Annotated in this window: 31 protein-coding genes and 1 pseudogene; 23 read left to right on the forward strand and 9 right to left on the reverse strand. The window is 63.5% G+C overall.

The genetic code is table 11. The features are described from left to right. Positions 1–36: 36 nt before the first annotated feature. Entirely contained in the window at positions 37–543 is a 507-nt protein-coding gene (locus IPV08_RS15775; protein ID WP_018042510.1) for an Lrp/AsnC family transcriptional regulator, read from the reverse strand. Between the two features lie 251 nt (positions 544–794). Here IPV08_RS15775 and IPV08_RS15780 point away from each other — a divergent pair, with 251 nt between their 5' ends. The 6 genes from IPV08_RS15780 (at position 795) to IPV08_RS15805 (ending at position 7,939) form a co-directional block, all read left to right on the forward strand. Continuing rightward, positions 795–1,592: a phosphoadenylyl-sulfate reductase gene (locus IPV08_RS15780; RefSeq protein ID WP_207412544.1), complete on the forward strand. Its 798-nt coding sequence runs from the start codon at positions 795–797 to the stop codon at positions 1,590–1,592. Beyond that, positions 1,589–2,524: a sulfate adenylyltransferase subunit CysD gene (gene cysD, locus IPV08_RS15785; protein ID WP_056428839.1), complete on the forward strand. Its 936-nt coding sequence runs from the start codon at positions 1,589–1,591 to the stop codon at positions 2,522–2,524. Before IPV08_RS15780 ends, cysD begins: the two co-directional genes overlap by 4 nt. A 1-nt stretch (position 2,525) precedes the next feature. Then, complete coding sequence (cysN, locus tag IPV08_RS15790; RefSeq protein ID WP_207412545.1) at positions 2,526–3,926, forward strand: sulfate adenylyltransferase subunit CysN; 1,401 nt, start codon at positions 2,526–2,528, stop codon at positions 3,924–3,926. A gap of 180 nt (positions 3,927–4,106) precedes the next feature. Further along, positions 4,107–5,309 (forward strand): pyridoxal phosphate-dependent aminotransferase, encoded by a 1,203-nt coding sequence (locus IPV08_RS15795; protein ID WP_056257735.1) that lies wholly within the window; start codon positions 4,107–4,109, stop codon positions 5,307–5,309. Positions 5,310–5,903: 594 nt separating this feature from the next. Then, complete coding sequence (locus tag IPV08_RS15800) at positions 5,904–6,197, forward strand: hypothetical protein (protein ID WP_056428847.1); 294 nt, start codon at positions 5,904–5,906, stop codon at positions 6,195–6,197. Between the two features lie 83 nt (positions 6,198–6,280). Continuing rightward, the gene (locus IPV08_RS15805; protein ID WP_207412546.1) at positions 6,281–7,939 is read left to right on the forward strand and encodes a calcineurin-like phosphoesterase family protein; all 1,659 of its coding nucleotides are present in this window, start codon (positions 6,281–6,283) and stop codon (positions 7,937–7,939) included. 47 nt (positions 7,940–7,986) lie between these two features. Here IPV08_RS15805 and IPV08_RS15810 read toward each other — a convergent pair whose 3' ends face one another. Further along, positions 7,987–8,565 carry a type 1 glutamine amidotransferase domain-containing protein gene (locus IPV08_RS15810; protein WP_207412547.1) on the reverse strand — a complete coding sequence of 193 codons (579 nt, stop codon included), beginning with the start codon at positions 8,563–8,565 and terminating at the stop codon, positions 7,987–7,989. Between the two features lie 231 nt (positions 8,566–8,796). On the opposite strand from IPV08_RS15810, the gene IPV08_RS15815 reads away from it, so the two are divergent. Then, entirely contained in the window at positions 8,797–9,018 is a 222-nt protein-coding gene (locus tag IPV08_RS15815; RefSeq protein WP_056428854.1) for a hypothetical protein, read from the forward strand. 9 nt (positions 9,019–9,027) lie between these two features. Here the strand turns inward: IPV08_RS15815 and IPV08_RS15820 are convergent, their stop codons facing one another. Then, positions 9,028–9,417 (reverse strand): hypothetical protein, encoded by a 390-nt coding sequence (locus tag IPV08_RS15820; protein ID WP_056428856.1) that lies wholly within the window; start codon positions 9,415–9,417, stop codon positions 9,028–9,030. A 313-nt stretch (positions 9,418–9,730) separates the two neighbouring features. Here IPV08_RS15820 and IPV08_RS15825 point away from each other — a divergent pair, with 313 nt between their 5' ends. Next, on the forward strand, positions 9,731–9,940 hold the full coding sequence (locus IPV08_RS15825; protein ID WP_026175704.1) for a cold-shock protein: 210 nt from the start codon (positions 9,731–9,733) through the stop codon (positions 9,938–9,940). Positions 9,941–10,141: 201 nt separating this feature from the next. Then, complete coding sequence (locus tag IPV08_RS15830) at positions 10,142–10,372, forward strand: hypothetical protein (RefSeq protein WP_056428857.1); 231 nt, start codon at positions 10,142–10,144, stop codon at positions 10,370–10,372. Between the two features lie 381 nt (positions 10,373–10,753). Here the strand turns inward: IPV08_RS15830 and IPV08_RS15835 are convergent, their stop codons facing one another. Then, complete coding sequence (locus IPV08_RS15835; protein WP_207412548.1) at positions 10,754–11,581, reverse strand: 3'(2'),5'-bisphosphate nucleotidase CysQ; 828 nt, start codon at positions 11,579–11,581, stop codon at positions 10,754–10,756. Between the two features lie 323 nt (positions 11,582–11,904). Between IPV08_RS15835 and IPV08_RS15840 the strand changes: the two genes are divergently transcribed. Continuing rightward, a complete protein-coding gene (locus IPV08_RS15840) occupies positions 11,905–12,417 on the forward strand; it encodes a DUF6101 family protein (RefSeq protein ID WP_207412549.1) in 513 nt (170 codons plus the stop codon). A 13-nt stretch (positions 12,418–12,430) separates the two neighbouring features. Here IPV08_RS15840 and ubiA read toward each other — a convergent pair whose 3' ends face one another. Both ubiA and IPV08_RS15850 read right to left on the reverse strand, forming a co-directional pair. After that, on the reverse strand, positions 12,431–13,387 hold the full coding sequence (ubiA, locus tag IPV08_RS15845; protein ID WP_207412550.1) for a 4-hydroxybenzoate octaprenyltransferase: 957 nt from the start codon (positions 13,385–13,387) through the stop codon (positions 12,431–12,433). Positions 13,388–13,425: 38 nt separating this feature from the next. Further along, positions 13,426–13,899 (reverse strand): hypothetical protein, encoded by a 474-nt coding sequence (locus tag IPV08_RS15850; RefSeq protein ID WP_207412551.1) that lies wholly within the window; start codon positions 13,897–13,899, stop codon positions 13,426–13,428. 236 nt (positions 13,900–14,135) lie between these two features. On the opposite strand from IPV08_RS15850, the gene IPV08_RS15855 reads away from it, so the two are divergent. From IPV08_RS15855 to IPV08_RS15880, 6 genes are all read left to right on the forward strand, one after another. Then, a complete protein-coding gene (locus IPV08_RS15855) occupies positions 14,136–14,888 on the forward strand; it encodes a 16S rRNA (uracil(1498)-N(3))-methyltransferase (protein ID WP_207412552.1) in 753 nt (250 codons plus the stop codon). Positions 14,889–15,017: 129 nt separating this feature from the next. Next, on the forward strand, positions 15,018–16,385 hold the full coding sequence (locus tag IPV08_RS15860) for a glutamate--cysteine ligase (protein ID WP_207412553.1): 1,368 nt from the start codon (positions 15,018–15,020) through the stop codon (positions 16,383–16,385). 152 nt (positions 16,386–16,537) lie between these two features. Continuing rightward, on the forward strand, positions 16,538–16,945 hold the full coding sequence (locus IPV08_RS15865) for a hypothetical protein (RefSeq protein ID WP_056428874.1): 408 nt from the start codon (positions 16,538–16,540) through the stop codon (positions 16,943–16,945). A gap of 84 nt (positions 16,946–17,029) precedes the next feature. Further along, positions 17,030–17,266: a sulfurtransferase TusA family protein gene (locus IPV08_RS15870; RefSeq protein WP_207412554.1), complete on the forward strand. Its 237-nt coding sequence runs from the start codon at positions 17,030–17,032 to the stop codon at positions 17,264–17,266. Positions 17,267–17,376: 110 nt separating this feature from the next. Next, positions 17,377–17,943: an NUDIX hydrolase gene (locus tag IPV08_RS15875; protein WP_207412555.1), complete on the forward strand. Its 567-nt coding sequence runs from the start codon at positions 17,377–17,379 to the stop codon at positions 17,941–17,943. A gap of 12 nt (positions 17,944–17,955) precedes the next feature. Further along, positions 17,956–18,213: a hypothetical protein gene (locus tag IPV08_RS15880; protein ID WP_207412556.1), complete on the forward strand. Its 258-nt coding sequence runs from the start codon at positions 17,956–17,958 to the stop codon at positions 18,211–18,213. A 494-nt stretch (positions 18,214–18,707) separates the two neighbouring features. On the opposite strand, the gene IPV08_RS15885 is transcribed toward IPV08_RS15880, so the two are convergent. Beyond that, positions 18,708–18,869: a hypothetical protein gene (locus tag IPV08_RS15885; protein ID WP_207412557.1), complete on the reverse strand. Its 162-nt coding sequence runs from the start codon at positions 18,867–18,869 to the stop codon at positions 18,708–18,710. A 181-nt stretch (positions 18,870–19,050) separates the two neighbouring features. After that, a complete protein-coding gene (locus IPV08_RS24660) occupies positions 19,051–19,704 on the reverse strand; it encodes a hypothetical protein (RefSeq protein WP_246747981.1) in 654 nt (217 codons plus the stop codon). Positions 19,705–19,893: 189 nt separating this feature from the next. Here IPV08_RS24660 and IPV08_RS15895 point away from each other — a divergent pair, with 189 nt between their 5' ends. Both IPV08_RS15895 and IPV08_RS24665 read left to right on the forward strand, forming a co-directional pair. After that, entirely contained in the window at positions 19,894–20,127 is a 234-nt protein-coding gene (locus tag IPV08_RS15895) for a hypothetical protein (RefSeq protein ID WP_207412558.1), read from the forward strand. Positions 20,128–20,378: 251 nt separating this feature from the next. Beyond that, the gene (locus IPV08_RS24665) at positions 20,379–20,654 is read left to right on the forward strand and encodes a hypothetical protein (protein WP_246747982.1); all 276 of its coding nucleotides are present in this window, start codon (positions 20,379–20,381) and stop codon (positions 20,652–20,654) included. Between the two features lie 281 nt (positions 20,655–20,935). Here the strand turns inward: IPV08_RS24665 and IPV08_RS15900 are convergent. Further along, positions 20,936–21,320, reverse strand: a pseudogene (locus tag IPV08_RS15900) (helix-turn-helix domain-containing protein); the annotation flags it as partial. Between the two features lie 1,040 nt (positions 21,321–22,360). Here IPV08_RS15900 and IPV08_RS25090 point away from each other — a divergent pair. The 5 genes from IPV08_RS25090 to IPV08_RS15925 all read left to right on the forward strand — a co-directional run bounded on the left by IPV08_RS25090 (position 22,361) and on the right by IPV08_RS15925 (position 25,936). Beyond that, complete coding sequence (locus IPV08_RS25090) at positions 22,361–23,605, forward strand: tyrosine-type recombinase/integrase (RefSeq protein WP_207412559.1); 1,245 nt, start codon at positions 22,361–22,363, stop codon at positions 23,603–23,605. Continuing rightward, positions 23,602–23,838: a KTSC domain-containing protein gene (locus tag IPV08_RS15910; RefSeq protein WP_207412560.1), complete on the forward strand. Its 237-nt coding sequence runs from the start codon at positions 23,602–23,604 to the stop codon at positions 23,836–23,838. The genes IPV08_RS25090 and IPV08_RS15910 overlap by 4 nt, the downstream gene beginning before the upstream one ends. Positions 23,839–24,166: 328 nt before the next feature. After that, entirely contained in the window at positions 24,167–24,535 is a 369-nt protein-coding gene (locus tag IPV08_RS15915; RefSeq protein WP_207412561.1) for a DUF2958 domain-containing protein, read from the forward strand. 883 nt (positions 24,536–25,418) lie between these two features. Next, entirely contained in the window at positions 25,419–25,694 is a 276-nt protein-coding gene (locus IPV08_RS15920; protein WP_207412562.1) for a hypothetical protein, read from the forward strand. Positions 25,695–25,702: 8 nt separating this feature from the next. Continuing rightward, complete coding sequence (locus tag IPV08_RS15925) at positions 25,703–25,936, forward strand: hypothetical protein (protein ID WP_207412563.1); 234 nt, start codon at positions 25,703–25,705, stop codon at positions 25,934–25,936. The last annotated feature ends 105 nt before the right edge of the window (positions 25,937–26,041 follow it).

A 26,041-nucleotide genomic window follows, 5' to 3' on the forward strand; every position in this document is an offset into this window, starting at 1 on the left:
AAGGAGCTGCCTATCCTTGCAGCGCAATATAGAATTTTATTCTCCCGCCACGACCGAGAGGGTTGGCGTGAAACGACCGTTCGAGGGAGCGGCCGGCAGCGGAAGTGCCGTTGTCGACTTCACTTTTTCCATGGCGAAGCGCGACGTCACGTTCTTGAGCGGCAAGGTGGCGATGAGCTGCTTATAGAATGTGTCGTAAGCCTGCATATCAGCGACAACGACCCGCAACATGTAATCCACATCCCCCGCCATGCGGTAGAACTCCAGCACTTCGGGCATGGCGGCGACGGTCGAGGCGAAGCGCTCGAGCCAATCGCGGGAATGGTCCGACGTTTCGATGGACACGAAGACGGTGAGGCCGAGACCCAGCTTGACGGGATCGAGAACCGCGACCCTGCGGTCGATCACGCCATCGGCTTCGAGGCGCTGGATACGCTTCCAGCACGGCGTCTGAGACAGGCCGACCTTCTCTCCGATCGTCGCGATCGACAGAGTGGCGTCGTTCTGCAGCAGTGCCAGGATCTTCAGATCGATCGCGTCCATATTGACCTCGCTAAGCAGTTCCGATCGGCGGCGCCGAGGTGCGCGGAGGCACGACGTCGACCGGCGAATTGAGAAGGATATTCCTTCGACAGGCAACCAATCCGGTCGCCGCGCCTTTGCAAACCATAGCGGCGTCCGCGTGGGAATGCCGCGCCGCGATGGCCGCTATGCCTTGACAGCGTTCGTTATAGCGAACATTTCAGGCGCCAGACAAGCAGGCATCTTTCAGGCAGTCGTATCGAGCACCGCAGATGAGCAATTCCCTGGAACGAACGGCGCGGGACCTCGCGTCCACGATGGCCGGCCTCGATCTGCGGGGCCGGATCCGCGCGATCGAAGCCGCGATCCCCGGCCGACTGGTCTTCACGACCAGCCTCGGCATCGAGGATCAGGCTCTGACCCACGCCCTCGCCATGGCCAAAGGGAGGACGGAGATCGTCACGCTCGATACCGGACGGCTCTTTCCCGAGACCTACGATGTATGGGCGGAGACCGAATCGGCCTACGGCATCCGCATCCAGGCCTATGCGCCGGAGCGGCTCGCCGAAGAGGCGTTCGTCCGCGACGAGGGAATCAACGGCTTTCGCCACTCGGTCGCCGCCCGGCAAGCCTGCTGCGGTTTCCGCAAGGTCGAGCCGCTGGGCCGGGCCCTCGACGGCGCCGCCGGTTGGCTGACGGGCCTGCGGGCTGGCCAATCCGCCAATCGCGCGGATACGCCCCTGGCGGAGGCGGACGAGGCGCGTGGTCTCATCAAGATCAATCCGCTCGCGGATTGGACCAGAGCCGATGTCGACCGCTTCGTGATCGACAATTACATCCCCTACAACGTCCTGCACGATCGCGGCTTCCCCTCGATCGGCTGCGCCCCGTGCACGCGTGCCATCAAGGTCGGCGAATCCGAACGCGCCGGCCGCTGGTGGTGGGAGCAGGAATCCAAGAAGGAATGCGGCCTTCACGTGCACCAGCCCGAGGCGAACGTTCAGCCGGGCCAGGAAGCCGCCGCTTTCGAATCCATACCCCGCAACAGCAATCTGGAGATGGCCCGATGAGCGCCGCCACCGCCCTGGCCGCCACGCTGCCCGAGCGTCTGACTCACCTGCAGCGTCTCGAAGCCGAGAGCATTCACATCATGCGGGAGACGGTCGCCGAGACCGAGAACCCGGTGATGCTCTATTCGATCGGCAAGGATTCGTCGGTGCTCCTGCATCTGGCGCTGAAGGCCTTTGCACCGGGCCGTCTGCCGTTCCCGCTGATGCACATCGATACGACGTGGAAGTTCAAGGAGATGATCGCGTTCCGCGATCAGCGCGCCAAGGAGCTCGGTCTCGATCTCATCGTCCACACCAACCAGGACGGCCTGGCCCGGGGCATCGGCCCGATCAGCCATGGTTCCGAAGTCCATACCGACGTGATGAAGACGCAGGGCCTGCGTCAGGCGCTGGACAAGCACAAGTTCGACGCGGCCTTCGGTGGCGCGCGCCGCGACGAGGAGGCGTCCCGCGCCAAGGAACGCATCTTCTCCCTGCGCACGGCCCAGCATCGCTGGGACCCGAAGCGCCAGCGCGCCGAGCCCTGGCACCTCTACAATCTCAAGAAGAAGCGCGGTGAATCCCTGCGCGTCTTCCCGATCTCGAATTGGACCGAGCTCGATGTCTGGCTCTACATCGAGCAGGAGCAGATCCCGATCGTGCCGCTCTACTTCGCCAAGCCCCGCCCCGTCGTGGAGCGCGACGGCCAGTTGATCCTAGTCGACGACGACCGCCTTCCCCTGAACCCCGGCGAGACCCCGCAGAACCTGTCCGTGCGTTTCCGGACGCTTGGCGACTACCCGCTCACCGGCGCCGTCGAGAGCGATGCCGCGACCCTGCCCGAGATCATCGGCGAGACCCTGGCCGCCCGGACCTCCGAGCGTCAGGGCCGCGTGATCGACAAGGACGGATCGGGCGCCATGGAGCGCAAGAAGCAGGAGGGGTATTTCTAAGATGACGATCCATCAGTCACCCGAAGCCTTCGGCTATGACAGCTTCCTCGCCGCTCACCAGAGCAAGGAAGTGCTGCGCTTCATCACCTGCGGCTCCGTCGATGACGGCAAGTCGACCCTGATCGGCCGCCTCCTGCACGACACCAAGCAGATCTTCGACGATCAGGTGACGGCGCTGCAGCGCGATTCGCGCAAGCACGGCACCCAGGGCGCCGAGATCGACCTCGCCCTCCTCGTGGACGGCCTCCAGGCCGAGCGCGAGCAAGGCATCACCATCGATGTCGCCTATCGCTTCTTCTCCACCGACAAGCGCTCGTTCATCGTCGCCGACACGCCCGGTCACGAGCAGTACACCCGCAACATGGCGACCGGTGCCTCCACGGCCGATGTCGCCGTGATCCTGGTGGACGCTCGGCAGGGTCTCACCCGCCAGACCCGGCGCCACGCGCTGCTGGTCTCGCTGCTCGGGATCAAGCGCGTCGCCCTCGCGGTGAACAAGATGGATCTGGTCGGCTGGTCGCAGGGCAAGTTCGAGGAGATCACGGCGGCGTTCGATGCGTTCGCCGCGCCCCTCGGCTTCACCGAGATCCGGCCCATCCCGCTTTCCGCCAAGAACGGCGACAACGTCGTCCTGCCCGGCGCCGCCGTGCCCTGGTACACGGGAACCCCGCTCCTCCAGTACCTCGAAGAAGTGCCGGTTCGGGTCGAGGAGCAGGCCGCTCCGTTCCGTCTTCCGGTCCAGTGGGTGAACCGTCCGAACTCCGACTTCCGCGGCTTCTCGGGCCTGATCGCCAGCGGCCGCGTCGCCCCCGGCGACGCGATCATCGTCGAGCCTTCGGGCCGGACCTCCACCATCGCCCGCATCTACACCGCCGATGGCGACCTGCCGCATGCCGTAGAAGGTCAGTCCGTCACCCTCGTCCTCGCCGACGAGATCGACGCTTCGCGCGGTTCGGTGATCGTCACGGCCGATGCGCCGATGCGGGTGAGCGACCGTTTCGACGCCCGTCTCTTCTGGGCGGCCGAGACCGAACTCCTGCCCGGCGCCACCCTGCTCGCGAAGATCGGCACCGTGACGGTGAACGCCACCGTCACGACCATCCATACGCGGATCGATCCGGAAAGCGGCAATCCCGTTCCGGCCGCCCGCCTCGTGGCGAACGACATCGCGGACGTGACCCTGAGCCTGGACCGCGCCGTGGCCATCGATGCCTACGCGGCGAACCGCGATACCGGCGGGTTCATCCTCATCGACCGCGAGACCACCGATACGGCGGCCCTCGGGCTGATCCATGCGGACAAGGCCTCCGCAGCGGAGAAGGACGAGCCGGAGGCGACCCGCGCTGCGAAATCCGGCGGAGGGTTCCTGTCGAAGCTCCGTTGGGTCTTCGGCGGCATCTGACCTCAGGGCAAATCTGTCCTCATCAATACGAAGCGGCCATCCCGGAGCGTCATCGCGCCAGGGGTGGCCGCTTTGACGTGTCCGGCAGCCTTGCCGGCTCACAGCTCCGGGATTAGGGTCCGCGCGCTTTTTGAAGAGGCGCGTATCGGCGCCCATCTGACGTGATCGGAGTAGACCATCATGGGCTTTCTCGCCGACGCCCTGTCCAAGGTGAAGCCGTCCGCCACCATCGCGATGACGCAGAAGGCCCGTGAGCTGAAAGCCGGCGGGATGGACGTGATCAGCCTGTCGGTGGGCGAGCCGGATTTCGATACGCCCGACCACATCAAGGAAGCGGCGATCGACGCGATCCGTCGCGGCGAGACCAAGTACACGCCGGTTTCCGGGATCGTGCCTCTGCGCGAAGCGATCGTGCGGAAGTTCAAGCGCGAGAACGGCCTCGACTACAAGGCGTCGCAGACCATCGTCGGCACCGGCGGCAAGCACGTTATCTACAATGCCCTTCTCGCCACGCTGAACCCCGGCGACGAGGTGGTGATCCCGCGCCCCTACTGGGTCTCGTATCCGGAGATGGTCGTGCTGTGCGGCGGCACGCCGGTCTTCGCCGAGACGGACATGGAGCATGATTTCAAGCTCCAGCCGGAAGAACTCGAGCGGGTGATCACGCCGAAGACCAAGTGGATCATCCTCAACTCGCCGTCGAACCCCTCCGGCGCGGCCTATGCCCGCGACGAGCTGAAGAAGATCACCGACGTCCTCATGCGCCACCCCCATGTCTGGGTGCTCACGGACGACATGTACGAGCACCTCTGCTACGGCGATTTCGAGTTCGTCACGCCGGCCCAGGTCGAGCCCGGCCTCTACGACCGGACGCTGACCATGAACGGCGTCTCGAAAGCCTATGCGATGACCGGCTGGCGCATCGGCTACGCCGCCGGTCCCGAGCACCTCATCAAGGCGATGGATTTCGTCCAGGGCCAGCAGACCTCCGGCGCCTCCTCGATCTCGCAATGGGCGGCGGTGGCGGCCCTCGACGGCACGCAGGAGCATCTCGCCCGTTTCCGCGCCGCTTTCCATGAGCGCCGCGACCTCGTGGTCTCCATGCTGAACCAGACCAAGGGCCTCAAATGCCCGACGCCGGAAGGCGCCTTCTACGTCTACCCGTCCTGCGCGGAGACGATCGGGCGCAAGACGCCTTCGGGCAAGGTCATCGAATCGGACGAGGATTTCGTGCTGGAACTGCTCCAGGCCGAGGGTGTCGCCGCCGTTCACGGCTCGGCTTTCGGCCTCGGACCGAACCTGCGCATCTCCTACGCCACGTCGAACACCGCGCTGGAAGAGGCCTGCACCCGCATCCAGCGCTTCTGCGGCTCGCTGAGCTGAGACGTCGAGCGACGACCAACACCAACCCGGTGCCATGAGGCAGCGCGGTCGAAACCCGCTTCGATCGGAGCGGTGGGAATATCCTCACCGTTCCGACCTGCAATGACACTGTCCCCGGCGTGAGCCGGGAATGCCGGCATGGACGAGCCTCGCCGAGGCCGATCCCATCCTGTCCCGTGTTCCGCCAGCGGACGAGCCTGCGGCGGAAGGGCCCTATGCAGCCGGATCGGTTGCCGGCTCGGTGTAGGATGTCTACATCGGCGGTCCCCGCGGCTAATGCGTTCGACGGTTTCGCGAACCCTCTCGGACTTGCGTGGCTGCAGGGCTTGCCGTGACGGGGCGATGCGGACCAGTTCTCTGCGTCGATCCTGTGAGGCCTGGTGGGCCGGGTCGCGTCAGGTGTGTCACGAGTGCGGGGAACAGGAACCGTCGCCGTGGCTGATGGCCCACGCTCATTGCGCGCTCAGCTTGTCGAGCCATTTCAGGACAAGTGCCGGACGAGTGCTTGAGCGGATTGGTTTACCGACTTCACGCACAAGTGAGACGGGCCGGGGAACCGGCCAGGTTCCTCCGCGTAGTCTCGGGCTCCTCCTCATGCGCCGCCTTCTTACCAACGGCACCAAGGCGATCGTCGCCATTGCCGCGCTTTCCACCGCCGCCCATTGGGCCATGCGCCTCCAACGCGAGCCCGCGCTGTCCGCCGTGCCGGTGGCAGCGATGAAGGACCCGGTGGCGACGGGGTCGATCCCCGTGAGAGCCGTCGAATCCCCCGCCGGTGATCGCCTCGTGGATGTGACACGCGGGCTCGACCAGAAGCGTCTCGGCGAGTTGATCTCCGGGGCCGCCGTGACCAAGCCCAAAGTCGAGAAGACCGTCGCCACGCATTGAACGGGCGACGCTCGCCGGAAGCGTCACGCGATGGTCAAAGGCACGTGGTTCGGTGTGGCCGACCCGTTGCAACAGGCTTTCGCATGATGGACCGATCCGCTCTGACCCGCCGCCAGACCATGGCAGGCGCCGCCGCACTGGCGCTGTCGGCCAGTTCCGCCCGGGCGTCGGAGCGTGCGACGGGCATAGTCTACGAGAGTGTCTCCGGCGAACGGATCGGCATCCCGGATGTCGCCGTCTCCAACGGCCGGGACGTGGTCCTCACCGATCGTCAGGGCCGCTACGGCCTCGATGTGTCGGATGGCGACACCGTCTTCGTGGTCAAGCCGTCGGGCTTTGCCCTGCCGCGCGACGAAAACAATATCCCGCGCTTCAGCTACCTCCACCAACCGCAAGGGACGCCCCCCGAATTGCGGCTGCGCTATCGGGGCATCGACCCGACGGGACCGCTTCCCGCCTCCATCGATTTCGCGTTGTCGCGCCAGGCGGAACCGGATGCCTTCGACGTCATCCTGTTCACCGATCCGCAGCCCGAGAGCCCGGTGGAACTCGGCCATGTCCGCGATACGGCGGTGACGCGCGTCCTGGGGACGAAAGCCGCCTTCGGCATGACCACGGGCGACATCCTGTTCGACGATCTCTCGTTCTACGGCCGCTCGAACCGCATCATGGGGCGCATCGGCATTCCCTGGTTCCATATCGGCGGCAATCACGATCTCAATTTCGAGGCGCCCGATGCACGCTACAGCCGCGAGACCTTCAAGCGGGTCTACGGAGCGCCGTACTACGCCTTCCACCACGGCAAGGCGCTGTTCCTGATGCTGGACACCGTCCATTATCTTGGCGCCGCATCGGGGGCGGGCGATGGGGTAGGGCGCTACGAAGGGCGCATCGGCGAACGCCAGATCGCCTTTGTCGCCAACATGCTGGCGCAGACGCCCAAGGATCGCCTCGTGGTCATCGCGATGCATATCCCGCTCTACACCGACCTCAACCCGGACGATCCGCGCCAGAACGTGATGGACCGCGAGCGCCTGCTGGACCTTCTGGGCGACCGCCCGGTATTGAGCCTCGCCGGCCATACCCACACGACGGAGCATCATTATCCCCGTGCGGGCGGCGCGGGGAGCCACCATCACCACGTCCTCACCGCTGTCTCGGGCTCGTGGTGGAGCGGCCCCTCTTCCCGCACCGGCATCCCCTCGGCCGACAGCCGCGACGGAACACCGAATGGCTTCCATGTCCTGTCGGTGGACGGCGCCGGCTACACGACCCGCTACCGCCCGGCCCAGGGCGAGCCGGACGAGGGGATGCGGATCGTACTGGAGAGCCAGTATCGCGGCGGCGCGGGCGAGGTCCTGCGCGATTACCGGCCGATGCAGACCCTGCGGTCGCCGGTGCCGCGAGAGAGCCTCTCCGCCACCAATCTAGTGGTGAACGTCTTCGACGGCGGCCCGCGCATGCGGGTCTCCTATCGGATCGGCAGCGGCCCGGCCGTCGCGATGGTGCGGACGCGACGCCCCGATCCGTTCGTGAACGAGGTCTACCTCCGCTATCCCGAGGCGAAGAAACCCTGGGTGAAGGCGGAGCCTTCGAGCCATATCTGGGTGGCACGTCTCGACGGGGACATCCCGGCCGGAAGTCACCGCATCACCGTGGATGTCGAGGACGAGTATGGTCGTCCGCTCTCCTCCGGCCTGGTGCTGGAAGTCACCGGCGAAGTCGGGTCATCGCGCGGCTGAGTCGGACAGCCCGCCCGTTTCGGGGCGGGCGGAGCGTAAGCCCGGTGTCAGGCGGCCAATTGGCGAGCGCCGTGGTTACCCTCTTGGATCTCCTCGACGATCTTGGCGCAGAACGCGTCGAGGTCGCCCGGATTGCGGCTGGTGACGATCCCCTTGTCGGTCACCACCGCCTCGTCGTGCCACTGGCCGCCGGCATTGATGACGTCCGTCTTGATCGATGAGAATGAGGTCAGGTTCAGGCCCTTCACGGCACCGGCCTCGATCAACAGCCAGGGCGCGTGGCAGATGGCGGCCACGACCTTGCCGGACGTCAGAAAGGCCTTGATGACCTCCAGGGCCTTCGGCTCGAGCCTCAGCTTGTCCGGGTTGATCTGACCGCCGGGGAGGACGAGCGCGTCGAAATCGGCCGGGTCGATGTCTTCGAGATCCTTGTTGACCGCAACGTTCTTGCCCCAATCCGTCTTGTCCCAGCCGCGAATGGATTCCCGCGATTCGCGTGATTTGGGCGATGCGACGACGACGCTCGCTCCGGCCCCCCTGAGATTCTGCAGCGGAACGGTGAGCTCGGTTTCCTCGAAACCGTCTGTCGCGACGATGAGAACCTTCGACTGCTTGATGTCGGCCATGGCAGATCTCCGCATGTGTTCAAAGAGGTAGCGGAAGAACCGGTGGCGGCTGGGGCAGGTTCCTGGGCGGGCCGAGGCGCAATGCAGCCAAGGCGGCAGCACAAGGCTCGAATTCATGCTTTGCTGGAACTGGCGAGGATCGGGGCGGGTTGGTCCGACAGACGACCGACTTAACGTCGGAAGGCGATCCACCTAGAAGCGCGATCCACCTAGAAGCGAAGGAGACGCTGAATGGCCAATCCAGGCCTACCGATCCCCGAGCCGCTGCCGGGCGGAATCCCCGGTGACCTGCCACCGCCGCCGCTGCCGCCCGATGAAGGGCCGGATATCGGCCCGACCGGACCACGGACCCCGTATCCTGTCGACGATCCCGGCGTCGACGAGCCGAAGGGACCCGGCTCCGAGCCCGATTATCTGCCGGGCGGACCGACCGACCCCGGCGTCAGGATGTGATCGAGGGGTCTAGTGATCCCCGTGTGACGCGCGCACGTCCCGGGGCGCACTGAGGATTTCAGAGAGGCTCGTCACCACGTGGCGGGCCTCTTCGTCCGTCAGGCGTAGCTGGAAGGGGGGAAGCGCTCCGGCCTGCAAGGCGACTACGGCCTGTCCCTGCTCGTCGGTGCCGACCTCGATGGCGGACGAGGTGACTTCGAGCATGGCGATATCCTCGTCGCTCAGATCGTCCGGCAGGTCGACATCGTCCGGCTCGTCGATCGCGGTCAGCAGCTGTCCCACCGCACGCACGAGCGCACGGGCCGCCCGCGCATCCATGACGACGGCCGTGGCCTGATCGTCCTTCTGGAATGAGAGCTGGATGTTCGCGCCTTCGAGGGAAACCGAGATGCCCGCCATGAACCGCCTGATTGCGTCGCCTAACTGCCTGGAACAGGTCCCATATATGCATGTCGCGGACCGAAAAACACGGGGTCCGCTCGGAGTCCCATGAGAGTGCGGCGTGCCGGTGCGGCAGGCAAGATCGAGCCGGGTGCCTTGTTGCCGCCGCACAATCAGCTTACATGGAGGACAGCGGGCATCAGTGAGCCGAACGCAACGTGCATCGCACGTCTCACGACCTGCTGATCCCGTCAAATGTAAAAGAGGACCGGCGCCGGGTATCTCGAGCAGATGCACGTCTTTGGTCAACGAACGATACGAGGTTCTATTCGTGAATACCGGCACTGTTAAGTGGTTCAACGAAACCAAAGGCTACGGCTTCATTCAGCCCGATGACGGCGGCAAGGACGTGTTCGTTCACATCTCCGCCGTCGAGCGCGCGGGAATGCGCAATCTCATTGAAGGTCAGAAGGTCTCCTACGAGATCCAGACCGACAAGCGCAGCGGCAAGGACTCGGCTGGTAACCTCCAGGCGGCTTGACGCCCCCGGCGCCAGCCCTCGGGGCTGGCGTCACCATCGGCCATAGAGCGCCGTGTCCGCCGCCATCCCGACGATCTCTACTGGGGAGACGAGTTCGCTGAGGATGGCATCCCTCCCACCCATCAAACCTCTGACTTACGGAACACGGAGCTAAGCTCGTTGTTCTGCACACCAAGAAAATCTGAAAGATCACAAGAAAACATGTTGTTCGAATACACCCGGCGCCGCGGCGTCCGTTCGCCCATCACCGATGCGGCGACATTCAAGGTAGGAAAGCTGAAGCAGACGACGTCGCGTGATGCGCAGGACATCGATCTCAGCCACCTCATCGACACCTCTTACAACTACCATTCGCCCCGTGAACTGCGCTGGCACCTCGCCGAGCGGCTCGGAGTGGCTCCCGAAGTGGTCGCGGTTCGCGAACACGCCTGATCGGGCTTATCCTGCGTCGAGGGCATCGTCCCCGCGCTGATGGACGTTTCGCGCCGAGTTCCTCACAGGGCTCGGCGTTTGCGTGTCCGGGCCCATCGCGCCGGCACGGGGGCGGGGGAGAATCACCTTCGGTCGTCTCGACCATCGGGTGTCCCGCACCTCGCCGGATGCCCGCGCTTACCAGGGTGAACGCTCGGTCGATGGCGCCACGGAGCACCGCAACGCGACCGGATTTGCCGATCGGTCCGGAGACCTCGAAAGCCTCGCCGATGGCGGTCGAAACCCGGCTCGATTCCGGTCGATTTCACCGCCGCATCCACACACAATCGACGCTTCGCCAGGCTGCGAAGGGAATGACGCGTCGTCGCGATGACGAACGCTTCAGACCCGCGTCAGGGCTGCAACGACATCGTCGCGCAGGGTGTCCGACATCGCGATCAGGGCCCCGTGGACGGGATCTGGTCTATTGTAGGTCGTGCGATTTCCCCGCAGGTCGCTCACCGATCCTCCCGCCTCGCGCAGGAGCAGGTCGGCCCCGGCGAGGTCCCAGTCGCGCGCGTCGGACGAAACGAGGCCGATATCGATCGATCCCTCCGCGACCCTGGCCACCCGCAAAGCAAGGGACGGCACACGCGGGACGATCTCGAAATCGACAGCTTTTCCGTCAACGGAGCCGCCCCGTGCAAGCTTATCGGCCATCGGTTTCGGTCCTGTCACCCGCGCACCAGCGAGCCCGGCCTGTCGCGAGACCGACAGCGAAACGCCGTTGCACGTCGCGCCAGCACCCGCCACCGCCTCGTAGAACTTGTCACTGACGGGAGCATGGACGAAGCCGAGAACAGGCTGCCCCTGCGAGAGCAACGCCACCGAAATCGACCAATCGGGATGGCCTGTGAGGAAGGCACGGGTGCCGTCGATGGGATCGACGATCCAGACGAGGTCGGAGCCCAGGCGAATTGGATCGTCGCTCGTTTCCTCCGAAAGCCAGGCGGCTTTTGGCAGCAAAGCACTCAGCCTGATCTTCAGGAACGTATCCACCGCCACATCGGCTTCCGTCACCGGAGAGCCACCGGCCTTCGACCATGTCCGGGCCGTCGTCTGTCCGTCCGCCCGGAAGTAGGGAAGGGCGAGGGAGGCAGCTTCGCGGATCGCCGCCCGCAGATCAGGGACGAGGGCCTTGGCGGCTTCGATCGACATCGTGTCGGACATGCGTCTCCGAATCTTCGGGTTTTCTCGAGAAGGGATGCGAATCGGGCCTTTCCGCGCCCTGCGGCGGGAAGAGACTGATACCGTTGTAGGGCGGGCATCCCATGCCCACAAGGATCGAGAATCCGGAGATGCACCGCGATCCTGAGGAATGAAGCAAGGAAGTGTTGAGCATCCCAATCGCTTCCCCGCCGTCCACGATCGCTTAACTGTGGCTATTAAGGCGGTTTGAGGAGCTTAGACGCAAATCTGCTTGTCATAAGAGACGGCCCGACAGAGGCCGATCACACCAACAGGGCGTCGGACCAATGAACACTTTCTCAAACATGAATCCAACCGAGACAAACGTCGGCATCGCCACCGATCACTGCCTGCAGGATGGCGTCGCGCTGAGCTCCGTGGCCTTCACTGCTTCGGTTCTGCCGATCACCGGCCGCGTCGCCGGTGGTACCGTGGCCATCGGTGTCGCCCTGGCCTTCGCCTCCGAGGATTCCGATGCCTGCGACGAGGATCGCTTCGCCCTTTTGCTCGTGGACGAGACCGGCGCCACGCTGGGTCGTCTTGGACCTTATGGCGATGACGATGTGGTCGCGATCTGGCGTGATTGCTCGGCCCGGACCGGCCTGCCGCGGATGATCGTGCGGGAAGACGGCACCCTCGCAACCGTGTCGCGCCAGATCGGCCGTGTCGCTCTCGGAACGACCCGCACCCGCCGTCGTCACGGCCTGCTCAATGGCCGCCGCCCGCGCTTCCTCGTCCGTCGTAAGACCGGCGTGCTGCCGGTGCGTCCCCTCATCTATCGCGGTGAGAGCGAGATCGTCGGAGGCGCGCTGTCCTGAAGCCGGACCGGCCTCAGAAGAGGGCCTGCCCCAGGGCATCGGCTGATAGGCCAGCGAAAAGTATCAACCCGGCATCGCGGTTAGAGCGGAAGAGCAGCAATGCCCCGCGCCCGTCACCGGGTTTCAGACGGAAAACCTGCCATCCGAGATGGGTGGCAAACAAGGCAACGCCGAGAAACCCGACAGGGCCCGTGCCAGCCAGTGCCGCAGCTGTGGCAATGGCTGCTGCCGAGATCGCGTAGCACAGGCCGATGGCGGGCTTCAGACCGCGGCCGAACAGGCGGGCCGACGAGCGGATTCCGGCAATCTCGTCGTCCTCGATGTCTTGAACCGCATAGATCGTATCGTAGCCTACGATCCACGCAAACGCGCCGACATAGAGAGCCAAGGCCGGCGCACCGAGAGTGCCGAAGGCGGCGACCCAGCCCATCAGCGCTCCCCACGAGAAGGCGAGGCCGAGCACCGCCTGGGGCATCGACATCACCCGTTTCATGAACGGATAGATCGCCACTGGTAGAAGGGACGCCATGCCGACCCAGATGGCGGTAGGGTTGAATTGCAGTAGCACGGCCAGACCGACCAGCGCCTGCATCACGAGGAAGATGGCGGCGGACCGCGTCTTCACCTGCCCGGAGGGGAGGGGGCGCGAGCGCGTGCGCTCCACCTGCGCGTCGAGATCACGGTCGGCGATGTCGTTGTAGGTCGAGCCCGCCCCTCGCATGGCGATGGCGCCGATCAGGAACAGGAGCAGATGCGCCGGGTCCGGAAACGGCTTGTGACCGGCGAGCGCCGCCAGGGCGGCCGACCACCAGCACGGCAGGAGCAGTAGCCACCAGCCGATCGGCCGGTCGATGCGGGCGAGGCGGAGATAGGGACGGAGGCCGCGCGGGGCGAGACGATCGACCCAGTGGCCGACGACAGCATCCGCGACCTTCCCGTCTGCGCCGTCTGGCGAGGTCACGCCCGCCATGGGCGGGCGCAACCGTGGACCGAAATGGCAGCCAAGGCCTAGAGCGCGCCCTGCGGCATCTTCAAGCTGCCCGTCAGGCCTGGCCCGCCGAGCATGCCACCACCGCTACCGCCGCCGCCGTTCTGGGCCTGCGCCCGCGCCTGGGCTTCCATCTTCGCGGCCTGGGCGGCGACGCCGCAGATCTTGGTGCGGATGCCGGCGACCTTCAGATGGTCGGCCTTGAAGCCTTCGGCGAAGGAATCGGGAATGGAGCACCATTCCTTGTTGGCGGCGATCCACTTCACGCCTTCGTTGCCGTTGGTCTGCAGCTTGCCGAACAGCGCGCAGGCTTCGGCGGGGGTCATCTTCTTCTTAGAGTTCGACGCGGCATTCGCCTTGGCCACGAGATCCTTGCGCGACTGGAGCGTCTTCTGGATCTCACCGCATTCCGCGTTCTGCGCGAAGGCGGGACCAGCGATGAGAACGGAGCCTAATGCGGCTCCGGCGACGGCCGCGATGATCTTCGATGACATGAGTTGGATTTCCCTCTCCCCCAATCTACACCGGTGCCTTGCCGTGGCTGCCGGAGCGATTGCCGAACCTCGTTGACGTCTCGCCATAGGAATGTGGCGTCTTTCAAGACGTAAATGGCCGGTAAGGTTTGCGTTTGGGGAAACTCGACAAAATCCAGCACTGTTGCCCCAGCGCATCACCCGCAATCGGACGCTGGCGTTGACAGGCCGGCGGACGCGGGCGACCACGCTGACCCATGGCAGCATACGACTTTACCGCCCCCCGCCTTTTCGTCGAATCCGGCCTTGGTGAAGGCACTGTCCTTCCCCTGGAACGCGCCCAGGCGAACTACCTGCTGAACGTCCTGCGGCGTGGCCCGGACGATTCCGTCCTCGTCTTCAACGGCCGCGACGGCGAATGGCGCACCCGCATCGCTCAGAGCGGGCGCAAGAGCGCAGAACTGATCGTTGTCGAGCAGGTACGCCCTCAACCCGAACGTGCCGACCTGCATTACCTCTTCGCGCCACTGAAGACCGCCCGGCTCGACTATCTGGCGCAGAAGGCCGTGGAGATGGGAGCCGGCACCATCCGGCCGGTCTTCACCCGTTACACGCAAGGCGAGCGTATCAATCTCGATCGCCTGCGCGCCAACGCCATTGAAGCAGCTGAGCAATGCGGCATCCTGGCGATTCCCGAACTTCCCGATGCGGTCCGGCTCCCCGTAGCGCTCGCGGAACTCGCGCCCGAACGCCTCCTCGTCTTCTGCGACGAGAACGCCGCGGTGGCCGATCCTGTCGCGGCCCTGCGCAGCGCCGCCGACCCGGCGGCGGCGCCGCCCCTGGCGGTTCTGATCGGGCCTGAAGGTGGGTTCTCGCCAGAGGAGAGGGAAATGATCGCTGCGCGGCCCAACACGGTCGCGCTATCCCTCGGACCTCGGATCCTACGGGCGGATACGGCGGCCGTGGTGGCTCTCACCTTGGTGCAGTCTGTGCTGGGAGACACACGCTGATGAGCTCCCCACCACGCCGCGTTGTTCATGGCTCGCGGCTGGACTAAGGAGTCGCCATCTTCAAAGGGGCTCCTCCGCTGCGGTCCGGCCTGCCTCTCACCACACACGACCTTCATCACGAGGCAGCGCATGGCGCGCGATACGTCCGACACGACACCGCTGACGAAGCGGGACGAACTGATCGCGTGGTTCGCCGAGGGCGAAAAACCGCCCGAGAGCTTCGCCGTCGGCACGGAGCACGAGAAGGTTCCGTTCTACCGGAACGGCAACGCACCCGTTCCCTATGCGGGCGAGACTGGAATCCGCGCGCTCCTCGAAGGCGTTGCGCGCGAAACGGGCTGGGAGGCGATCGAGGATGCCGGCAACCTGATCGGCCTCGCCGGAAATGACGGGGGAGCGATTTCGCTCGAACCTGGCGGGCAGTTCGAATTGTCCGGCGCGCCGCTAGCTGATGTCCATGCCACCGAGCGTGAATTGCGCAGCCATCTGGAGGCGACCGCGCGTGCGGCAGACCCACTCGGAATCGGTTTCCTCGATCTCGGCATGAGTCCGAAATGGACCCGCGAGGGAACGCCGGTCATGCCCAAGAGCCGGTACAAGATCATGGCCGGCTACATGCCCAAGGTCGGCTCCCTCGGCCTCGATATGATGCTGCGTACCGCCACGGTGCAGGTGAATCTCGACTTCTCCTCAGAAGCGGACATGGCGACCAAGATGCGGGTCGCCCTGGCGCTGCAACCGGTGGCGACGGCGCTCTTCGCGAACTCCCCCTTCACTGACGGGCGCCCCAACGGCTTCCTCTCGCGCCGCTCCGAGATCTGGCGCGATACCGATGGCGACAGGACTGGCATGCTGCCCCGCGTCTTCGAGGCTGGCTTCGGGTATGAAGCGTATACCGACTGGCTGCTCGACATGCCGATGTATTTCGTCAAGCGCGGGGAGACCTATCACGACGTCAGCGGCGCCTCGTTCCGCGATCTCATGGATGGGCGGCTCGCGGCGCTTCCCGGCGAGAGGGCTACGATGTCGGACTGGGCGAACCATGCCTCCACGGCTTTCCCCGAGGTCAGGCTCAAGCGCTACATCGAGATGCGCGGCTCAGATGTGGGCGGCGCGGACATGATCGTCGCGCAGGCGGCGTTCTGGGTCGGGCTGCTCTACGACGATGCCGGGCTCGCGGCGGCCTGGGACATCGCCAAGGCTTGGAGTACCGCAGAGCGCGAATGCCTTCGCGCCATCGTGCCACGTCTCGGCCTCGCGACACCGATCGCCGGACGCAGTCTGGGCACTGTGGCAGCGGAAGCCCTGGCCATCGCCCGCAAGGGTCTTGAAGCGCGCGGGCGCCGTGATGCCCAGGGACGCGATGAAACTCACTTCCTCCAGCCCCTCGAAGCCATCGTCGCAAGTGGTCATTCGCGGGCTGAGGACAGGTTGGCGGATTACGAGGGTCCATGGCGGCGCTCCGTCGATCCGGCGTTCACGGAATGCGTCTTCTGAAGAGAGGCGATTGACTATAAACTCATGTCTTCTTGAAACGACAATTGTGCCGGGGCACACGTTCGGCCGATAGTGCCTCGTCTGTTCCGGAACGGTTCATCAAAGATGGTGTTTTAACGGTGCAGGTACACTCGAATTAGGAGATCGCCCGCATGTCGCGCATCATGTCCCTGGTCCTTGCCGGTTCGACCGCCGTCGGTCTGGCGGCAGCTCCTCTCTCCGGCGCACAAGCCGCCCCGATGCCCGCTCTGACGTCGGCACAGGTCGCTGGCGGCTCTGCCGTGGAGACCGTTCGCTATGGCCGCTACTACGGCGGCGGCTACGGCTACCGTCGCGGCTATTATGGTGGCGGCTATCGCCGTGGCCCCGGCATCGGTGGAGCCCTCGCGGCGGGTGCCGCTCTGGGCATCATCGGCGGCGCCATCGCGGCGAGCCAGGCTCCCCGCTACGGCTATTACGACCGCGGCTACGCGCCAGCCTATGGGTATGCCCCGGCCTATGGCTACGCGCCCGCCTATGGCTACGCCCCGGCCTACGGCTATCCTGCCTACGGCTACTAACATCATCCACGGAGCCTCGTCTTCGGCTCAAGCCCCGCCCGAGGCTCCAGCCTTGGGCGGGGCTTGTCGTATCGTTGGACAGATATGACCGACGCGCCACTCGTCCTCGATCTCAGCGGCCTGAAATGCCCCCTGCCGGTGCTACGCACCCGCAAGGCCATGCGCGGCCTGGAACCGGGGGCGCAGCTGACCATCCTCTGCACCGATCCGGTCTCGGTGATCGACATCCCCCATCTCGTCACCGAGGAGGGCGATCGTCTCGTCGGTCAGGGCCGCGACGACGGCGTCTTCAGCTTCACCATTGAGAAGGGCGGCACCTGAAAACGCGTTCATTCCGCACCGTCTTCGCCTCAATGATGCGGCAACTCGCGGTTAGGTGATCCCGAAGAAGGCCGCGTGACCGCCCGTGGCCGGAAGACGGGAACGACTATATGGCGCCGGTGATCCGTGGCACCCGCATCCTGCACGATGGCTGGAGCCGCTTTCTCGTGGCAGAAGTCACGATGCCGGACGGCACGCGCCTGACCCGCGAGATCGAGGATCACGGCCGCGCGGTGGGGGTTCTGCCCTATGATCCCGAGCGCCGCGTGGCGCTTCTGGTGGAGCAGTTCAGGCCACCCACCTTCTTTGCGGCCGGTACCCTGTCGCTTCTTGAGATCCCGGCTGGACTCCTCGACGAATCTGAGCCCGAGGACGGCGCGCGCCGCGAGGCCTTCGAGGAGACCGGCGTCCGCCTCGGCACCCTCGAACGCCTGACAACTGGGTGGTCAATGCCCGGGATTTCTACCGAACAGATGGACCTGTTTCTAGGTGCCTATAGCGCCGCCGACCGCTCCGGCCCCGGCGGTGGGTTGGCCGAGGAACATGAAAGCATCACTGTTCACGAGATGCCCCTGGCCACCCTCGCCGCCATGAGCGATCGGGGCGAGATCACCGACATGAAAACCCTGGTGCTTCTCTTCGCACTGCGGCTTCGTCGGCCGGATTTGTTCGCCTGAAGCACCAATCCGGTGGGTACGGCGCGCGTCCTGTTCGATCTGATTGCCGGCACCGTCACCCTGTCCACGAACACGGGCGGCGTCTTTACTAACCTCGCCGGCTCCATCGAGAAGGTTTCGGCGGACTTCTACCCCATCACCGCAACCTGCGCCACCACCGCCCTCGTGTCCCGCCTCTGCTTTGGCGACGACGCGAAGGCTCTCGCGTATCTCGGCGGCACGACCAAGAGCATGGACCTTTGGGCATGCTCCTTCGCTCCGGCGGCCTAGCCCCAGCACTCTTCCTTTGACAAACTCACCGCAGTAAATCGCGTCCCCCCCCCGAGCGGGCCACACAGAGGCGATGACTGTGCCGCCCGTTGGCAGCGGGATCTCGAATTACATGAGCCGCGAATCAGAGAGGACACCGTCGTCTTCACCCGTTGCCGCCGATCAGCATCCGCCATCTATGCATTTCTGTGCAAAGGGCGCCGGACTGCAGGCAATACCTGAAGTTTTGGGGGACGCTCGTGCCCTGTTTCAGCGTAATATTTATAGTCGCATAGGCGCTCGCCGCACCTTCGTAGCGGTTAAAGCTTCTGGCCAGTAGCCGGCCCATTCGATGAGCGCGATCGCCAAGGCAATAGCGATCACGGCCAGCGCAACAATCGCCTCGGTCTTCGTCCAACGCCGTCGCGTCCACCGGCTTAAGATGATCGTCAGTCGTAGAAGCTGATCCATCCGGGCAGTTTATCACCGCAAAACCGGCCGGTCGCCGCACATGCTCATGCCAGCAGCCAGCGGCCGGGATGCACGGCGCCAAGGGCCATAAGAACAAGCCCGACTGCTTCCACGGCAACGAGACAAGTCAGGATCGCGTCCGGCGCAAATCCTTCAGCAAAATGTTCTTCCGGCTCCGGCAAGTGCTCGTTGTCGAAGTGCTGCATTCCAAAATCCGACCCCGGTCCGGAAAGCCGATCGTAGGAAGATAATTTTGTATTCACTATTCGGGAGACGACGCATGGGCGCGTTCGCCATCATGACGCAGCTGGGCATTGCCGCGCTTAAATTACGGGAAGGCGTGCAGCTGGAAGCCTAGCTCGACGGCGTCGGGGTGTCGACGAACGGCTACGGCCACACCAGGGGCGTCAAGCTCGGACAGGTCATCACCAGGCCCATGCCGACGCGTTTTTCCTCGGTGACCTCGCCTCGCACGCGCTGCCGATCCTGTCGGCCATCAAGGTCCCGGTGGCCGAACACGAGCGAGACGCCCTGATCTCCATCGCCTTCAACTTCGGCGTGGGCGGCTTTACCGGCTCGACGTTCCTTCACCGCTTGAGCGCCGGCGAACGGAAGGGCTGCGCCGAGGCGATCATGCTGTGGATTAAGAACAAGTAGCTGCCCCCCGACTGCCGAGCGGGACCAGTTCCTGACGCCCTGCACCAAGGCGGCGCCGAAGGCCCGTAGCACCGACGCGAAGCCGGTCAGCGCGCCGCTCACGGCATCGGTGCCGCTGGACGTTCCACCCGTCGTGCCGGCGCCGGCCGCTTCCTTAATGATCCCGCCGGCTATTCCGGTGCCTTCGCCGGCAGCGATGCCACTGACGAGCCCACAGTAGTCTCTTAGCCGAGCATGCTGGTCATGTTCCTCAACGGCTTCATCAACAACCAGATGGTGGGTCCGAAGGGGGCCTGCTCCCGAGCCTTCGGCGCGGCGGTGGGCTGCTTCATCGTGGTGCAATTCACGTTCGCGCTGACCTATGACGTTTTCACCGTCGCCCATTCTCCCGCATCAACATTCCCGTCTTCGGCACGCTTGCAGGGTTCGAGGCCCTGTCGGTCTACATTGCCGTCCTGGACGGCGTTTCACGCAAGAGCCGGCTTGGTGCGGTTCTCGACAAGCTGGAAAGGGTCGACGGGTAATGGGATGACTGGATTTTCTGGATACCACCATCGCCCGCCAATCGGTTGGATGGTGACCCGCGTGCGGGGCGACAAGGAGCACCTTCCGCCGCCGGTGCCCGCAACGCCGGCCGATGTGCCGGCGCCGTTCCAACAGGTGCAGCGCGAGGTCACCGGCGTGATGGAGGAGTTGCGCGACTTCGCCCGGCGGCAGACCGTGGACATCAACAGCATCGCCGAGTGCGTGCGGACCATGCGGGATGAGGCGAAGCAGTACACAAGCTTGCTGGCTGCAATCGAATGAGAGCAGGCCACCGAGAACCGGACGCACGGACGCGACGCGCATGCTATGCGCGCTCCTCCGTCCCAATTAGTCCGACGCGCTACCGCGCCTGTTTGTCGTCCTCAGAGCACGATATGACCCGCCCAGTGAGAACCAGAGCGGTTTTTTGTAACGGATCGGTTGCAACGGCACCAGCCAAGCTGAAACCTTATTGGGATCTCAGTACTTATTTAGCTCAAGCGAAACACTGCTGCCTCAATTTGGATACATCCATGAATAAATTGATCCTTGTTACCGCTACGATTCTGCTCGCTGGTCCTGCTCTCGCTCAGGGTGTTGCCCCAAGCCAGCCAAGCGGGTCAGGAACGGTCATCGAAAACCAGCCGAACACGACCGGCAATGACCGCGACGTGACAGTTTCGCGTGGGGCGACTGGTGCCGAAACGGCTACGAGCGACTCGGCCGCGGGCGGCAATGCCAATCAGCCTTCGCGTGCCGTGCCAAACGGTAGCGCTGGCGGCGGCGGTGGGGGCAACGGCGGGCTCTGATCTCCACTCTGAGAAAGCCGGCTCATAAGCCTCGCAGACATTAACCCACCCGGCTGACGCCGCGGCGGGTTTTTCGTTTGCAGCCTTGCCACGAGACATCCGGTCACCGTTTCATCCGGCTGCTCACTTAGTTTAACGGTTAGAACGCGAGCCTAAGAAACCTGAACTAGGGGTGCAACTCCCCTTGTCGGTTCCATCCTTCTCCTCGAGCCCGACTGCCGTCAGGGCCAAAAAGGCTTTTCCGCGTTCTAGAGCCGTGCCCTGGCGGGTTGAATCGCTTGTCTCACATCCGGCCGTTCTTGCTCAGCTGCGTGAACCGCCCCTTTTTACGGGTGATCCGATGCCGCCGGAAGAAGCGCCACAAGCCGCTGGTGCTGGTCTGCACGCCGTGCCCAGACAGGGCATCGCGCAACTCACGCAGAAAGATCTCCGGCCGCGCCTCGTAGAGGCCCAGGACCAGGTCGGCGTGCGCCTCAATGCGGTGAGAGGCATGGTCGCCACCCAACGGCTTGGCTGCAACCTGGCCTTCGTGCTGGAAACGCTCCGACCACGGCTGGCACTCGACACGCTGACCCCGAACCGAGCGGCGGCCTGATGGCAGGACGCACCCTCGGCCACAGCGGCCACGACACGTTCACGCAGATCCATGGATAACGGTGACGGCATCGGCACCTCCTTTGCTCGTCAACGCTCCAGCCCCAAACCCGTCGCAACGCGCTCGGAAACCGATCTAGGGCGCAACCAGCGCCCATTCATCGTCGGAAACATCGGACGAGTAGGCTTGGCGCGAAGAGGTCATGCCTCCTCATTTAGATTCCCAACCGCTTAGGTCCATATCAGCACATAGAACGAAAAAAGAACAACTAGTCCGGTGATTCCAAGTCAGTCCTAACCGGAGGCGAATTGTCCAAGTCTGTGAAGGGCTGTGGATGGCGTGCCAGACATATCGATTTTACTGCACCGACGGACACGATGCGATCATCGACGAGACGGGTGTGAAGCTGCCGAACACTGGCGTGCTGGCGCCACACCGAGCGAGCCGCATGACAGGAGGCAGGCTTTTAAGCCGCCTATCGCCTCACAGCACCAATCGACCGGCCAGGCACGTTTCAAAAAGTACCGCGTCCGTGCGAAACGGACGAGGTCCGCATGGACCTCAGAAACGAGGTTGCCGCTAAGGACCATGGCTCCGCAGAAGTAGGAGCGGATCACGCCCAGGTCGGGGTACACACGGAAGAGATGTAGCGTGGTCCAACCAAGCCGGCCAGCCTACTCGGCGCACTTGTCGAGGAAGTCCAAGGAAGCCGCGTGAATGGCCTGCTTGCTGACGGGCGTCAGGCCGGAGCAGGGAGCGACGCTTGGCTTCATGCTGAGGGAGGCTTCAGGCCATACTGAAGGGTGTTCGGTTCGATTTTGAAGGCGGGCTAAGCTGACATCGCCACGATATAGGAGAGAGCGAGCCCGGTCGCTATCTCTTGGATGCCGCATGCCGTGTCACGGAATTTCCGAGACCGCTGCCAGCCGATGTCGATCTCGGTGCGGTGCTTACCGGAGGCGCTGACCAGTAAGCTAAATGTTGGTGCCGCAAGAGGGAGGGGAATCGTTAGGGTCGTTTTCGGGCAAAAGTCGTTATATTTCAATGGCCTGGACTGTAGCTAAGACTGTAGCTATTGCTGTGTTTGTCGCATGTAGCTATGGGGATTCCCGTGTACCGCCGGAAAGCCGATTATCTGTTCAAACGGCCGGGCTCGGACAACTGGTGGCTCCGGCTTCAGTACCCTTCGGTGATGGCCCGCAGACCGCTCCAGAAGAGCCTGCGGACGCAGGATCGGTACGAGGCGGAGATCCGCGCCCTGCCGATGATCCAGGCGCATAAGCTCGACGTCTATGAAGCGAAGAATAAGCGTGCGGAAACCTTCAAACTGACGGCGCGACGGAAGTGGCCGCTCGGTGAGTCCGTTCTGGCGGACGGGACGCGAATCATCTCGACGGAGTGGTCCGCCCTGATGCTGAAGGACGGCACGTTGATCGGGGAAACGAGGGATCAGTGGGATACCGATCTGAACCCCCGATTCGATCCAGTGGCGTTCCGCGACGAAGCCATTCGTGATTCGAGGAAGATTGAGACCGGCGACGACACGGCAATCCTCGAAGCGTACCTCGCCTTGAAGAAGCGGAATATATATTACGAGCGCGAGGCGCGGGATACGTGGGCGCTGTTCAAGCGTCTGGTCGAGGGCAAGGCCCTGAAGAGCTGCACCCGCGAGGATGGGCGCAAGCTGATCGCTCACCTCCAGGGGGAGGGCGATAAGGCCGCCACCATCGTCAAAAAGCTAAATTATCTTTCGGCTGCGGTGAACCATGCGATCGGCGAAGGTGTCCTGTCCTTCAACCCGTTCGCTAAAATCGCGCCGCCGATCGACGATGCGACGCGCCGCGTGCCGTACGAGGATGACGATATGGAGAGGGTCGCCCTGGCCCTCCCGAGCTTCGACCCGGAATCCCGTCTGCTCTGGGTGCTCCTGGCGTCCACCGGCATGCGGCTCGGCGAGGCATTCCACATTACCTCTGAGAGGGTCGAGAAGGGCATCCGCTACGTCGAGATCGGTTCCAAGAACGAGCAGTCTAAGCGCCGGCTCCCATTGCCAGAGGTGGTGCTGCCGCTGCTGCCCGAAAGGATCATCGGACCGATATTCGCATCGAACGCGAAGAACCTGGGCCGCGTGCTTCAGCGCCTTGTCAGGAAGGCCGGCGCGGATGGAAAGGGCAAAGTACTCCATTCGCTTCGTCATCGCGCAAAGGACCGGATGCGCGCGGAGCAATGTCCTATTGCAGTGCAATATGAGCTGTTTGGACATGAGGAAAAAACCGTGGCGGCCGGCTACGGCCACGGTTCGCCGATGAGCGTTTTGAAGCCGTGGATCGACAAGATCATAGGGGAGGGGTCATGAGCTTCGTCAAAACGAACGGCGTCGATTTCAACAGCACGAACATCGAGCGGGTCGAGTACGACAGCGGCGCCAAGACCCTCAAGGTGTCGTTCATCGGCGGCAAGACCTACCAGTACGACGACATCGATTCGTGCGCTGCCGATAGCTTCGAGAGCGCGGACAGCAAGACCCGCTTCCTCAACGAGAGCATTGCGCGACGCTTCGCCGTGCTGCCGCTCGAACCTTCTGAGTGACCACGACCTCTGCCGGTGAGATGGCCTCCACGGACGCTGCGGCCCATCTCGCCGGCTCGGGCTTCCCCCATGTCGTATCGGTCCGCCTCGAGGTCGCTACGGCCTCCTACGGGCGTGCTCTGGAGATCTGGAAATATTGTCCGGCCGCGTCTGGTGCGACTGTATCCACGACGGGGATCGCGGCATCTGCGTCGTCGGATTCGCCGATCCGGACGCGGCCTTCGAGTTCAAGATGCGGTTCGGATAAGCATCTACGTAGTTTGACTCCATTGAGCTAGTAAAAAAACTAGTTCATGAATGGCCCGCAAGCTCGTGATGGAGAGCGTCTATGAAATTGATCACCAAAGAAATTAAGGCAAAGCTTCTCGCGAATGGTCGAAGACAGGAGCCCGTTCGCGGCACCGTTAGTGAACTGGATCTCGTTCCAGTGGCGCATATCTTCGATCCATTTGGCGGTGGGCGTTGGCTGCTTAGTGAGATCTACCCGCATGATCGCGGTCTAGCTTTTGGTCTTTGCGATCTTGGCTTTGGAGAGGCTGAGCTTGGAGATGTAAGCTTAAAGGATCTAGAGAACCTCAGTAAAAATCTTGAAAACAAGCGCGGGGTCGGCCTTGAGCGAGACCGCTACTTCAAGCCAACCAAGACCATCGGCGAGTATGCAGACGTTTCGAGCGCTGCTGGTCGAATTGAGGTTTGATCACATGGCTGGACGCAAGGGCGACTACCTTTTCAAGCGCGCCGGCTCGGACAACTGGTGCGTGCGGTTTGTCCATCCACCTGATGCAGGGGGAAGAACGGGCAAAACAGAGACGCGGTCGCTTGGCACTCCAGATAGAGCGACGGCAGAGGTACTTGCACGCCCGTTGGTGGAAGAGCACCGCGCGAGGGTTGAGGCAGCGGCACTTCTTCGTGCTGGGCCTGACTGTCGAATGTTCAATGTCGCGGCGCGAGTGCCAGGCCACGACGGTCGCAATTTCCGCCAACTATCAGTCGAGGTTGCTGATTGGTTAGATCTGCATGTGTCGAACGGCGGCGAGCAAGCATGCAGGGTTGTCGTGCCGCCGTTCAACTTTGCCTTCTCCAATCCCGATATTGCGCTAGCCTTTAAGATGAGGTTCGGGTGACATGAGGACGGAGCTTCAACGGCAACACAGAAGCATCATCGATCGACTGCGACGGGAGGTGAAGTACCTGCCCGAGGCGGACCGGGACGATCTCACGTGTAAAATCGATACGGTCGCGGCTATTTTCAAACGCGAGCGTAAGAAAGCGGTAAACCGCGCTAAGATACAGGATGAGTGCGCTACGATGTGGGCTGATACACGCTTGCAAGCAGTGGGGCTTGGCCTAGTCCATATCGTTGAAGTTCCGACACCGGGATTCAAAGAGGCGAAGCAACTGCACTCAGAAGCTGAGGATTGGTTGACCGTTCAGGGCGCCGTTTTAGCCAGTGCACCCCAGCCCGCCCCTTTCGTTCTTGGGCCAAATTCGTGTTTCCTTCTCGCGCCATCGGTTCACGGTGTTGTTGCCGCTGCTTTCGCTAATCCTGATCTAGCGCTTGAATTCAAGATGAGGTTCGGGTGATCACCCCGCGGCTCAAGCCATCGCTAGACGACGAGATCGCGTGGTACAGAGAATATCTGCCTCGGCAGGGTTTCCCGTTCATCGTCTTGACGCAGCCGGGCCAGCCGCATTCGTATGCGCGGACGAAAGAGATGCGGGTGTGGCTGACGGAAAGAGACCCGAAGCCGTTTGCCCAGCGAGGCTGGAACCTCCGATACTGCTCGGCCGGCATCTATTGCGTCGGATTCCGTGATCAGATCCTCGCGACCGAGTTTAAAATCCACTTCGGATGATGATCCCAATGGATGAAACCGAGCACTTCCGGTGGTGGTTCGCCTGCGAAGGGTACCCGCACTGCGTCGAGGCCAAGCTCAATCAGCCTATGGCACAAGCATTCGAGCGTGCTGAACAGATCCGTGAATGGCTTCGGAACGTAGATGACTGGATCGACCGGCATGACGGACTGATGGGCGTTCGTTTCGTGGGGTTCAAAAGTCCGAATGATGCGTTCGCGTTCAAGTTGCGCTGGGGATGATTCAAGCTCAGTCTTGATGATTTAGTGGTGATAAAACCTGCTATTCTCGATTATTCCGCCTAGATCCGGGGCGGATACGTTCGCCAAGCTTGATATTATCGGCCG

This window comes from Methylobacterium sp. SD274, assembly GCF_017355285.1.
Lineage (GTDB): Bacteria > Pseudomonadota > Alphaproteobacteria > Rhizobiales > Beijerinckiaceae > Methylobacterium.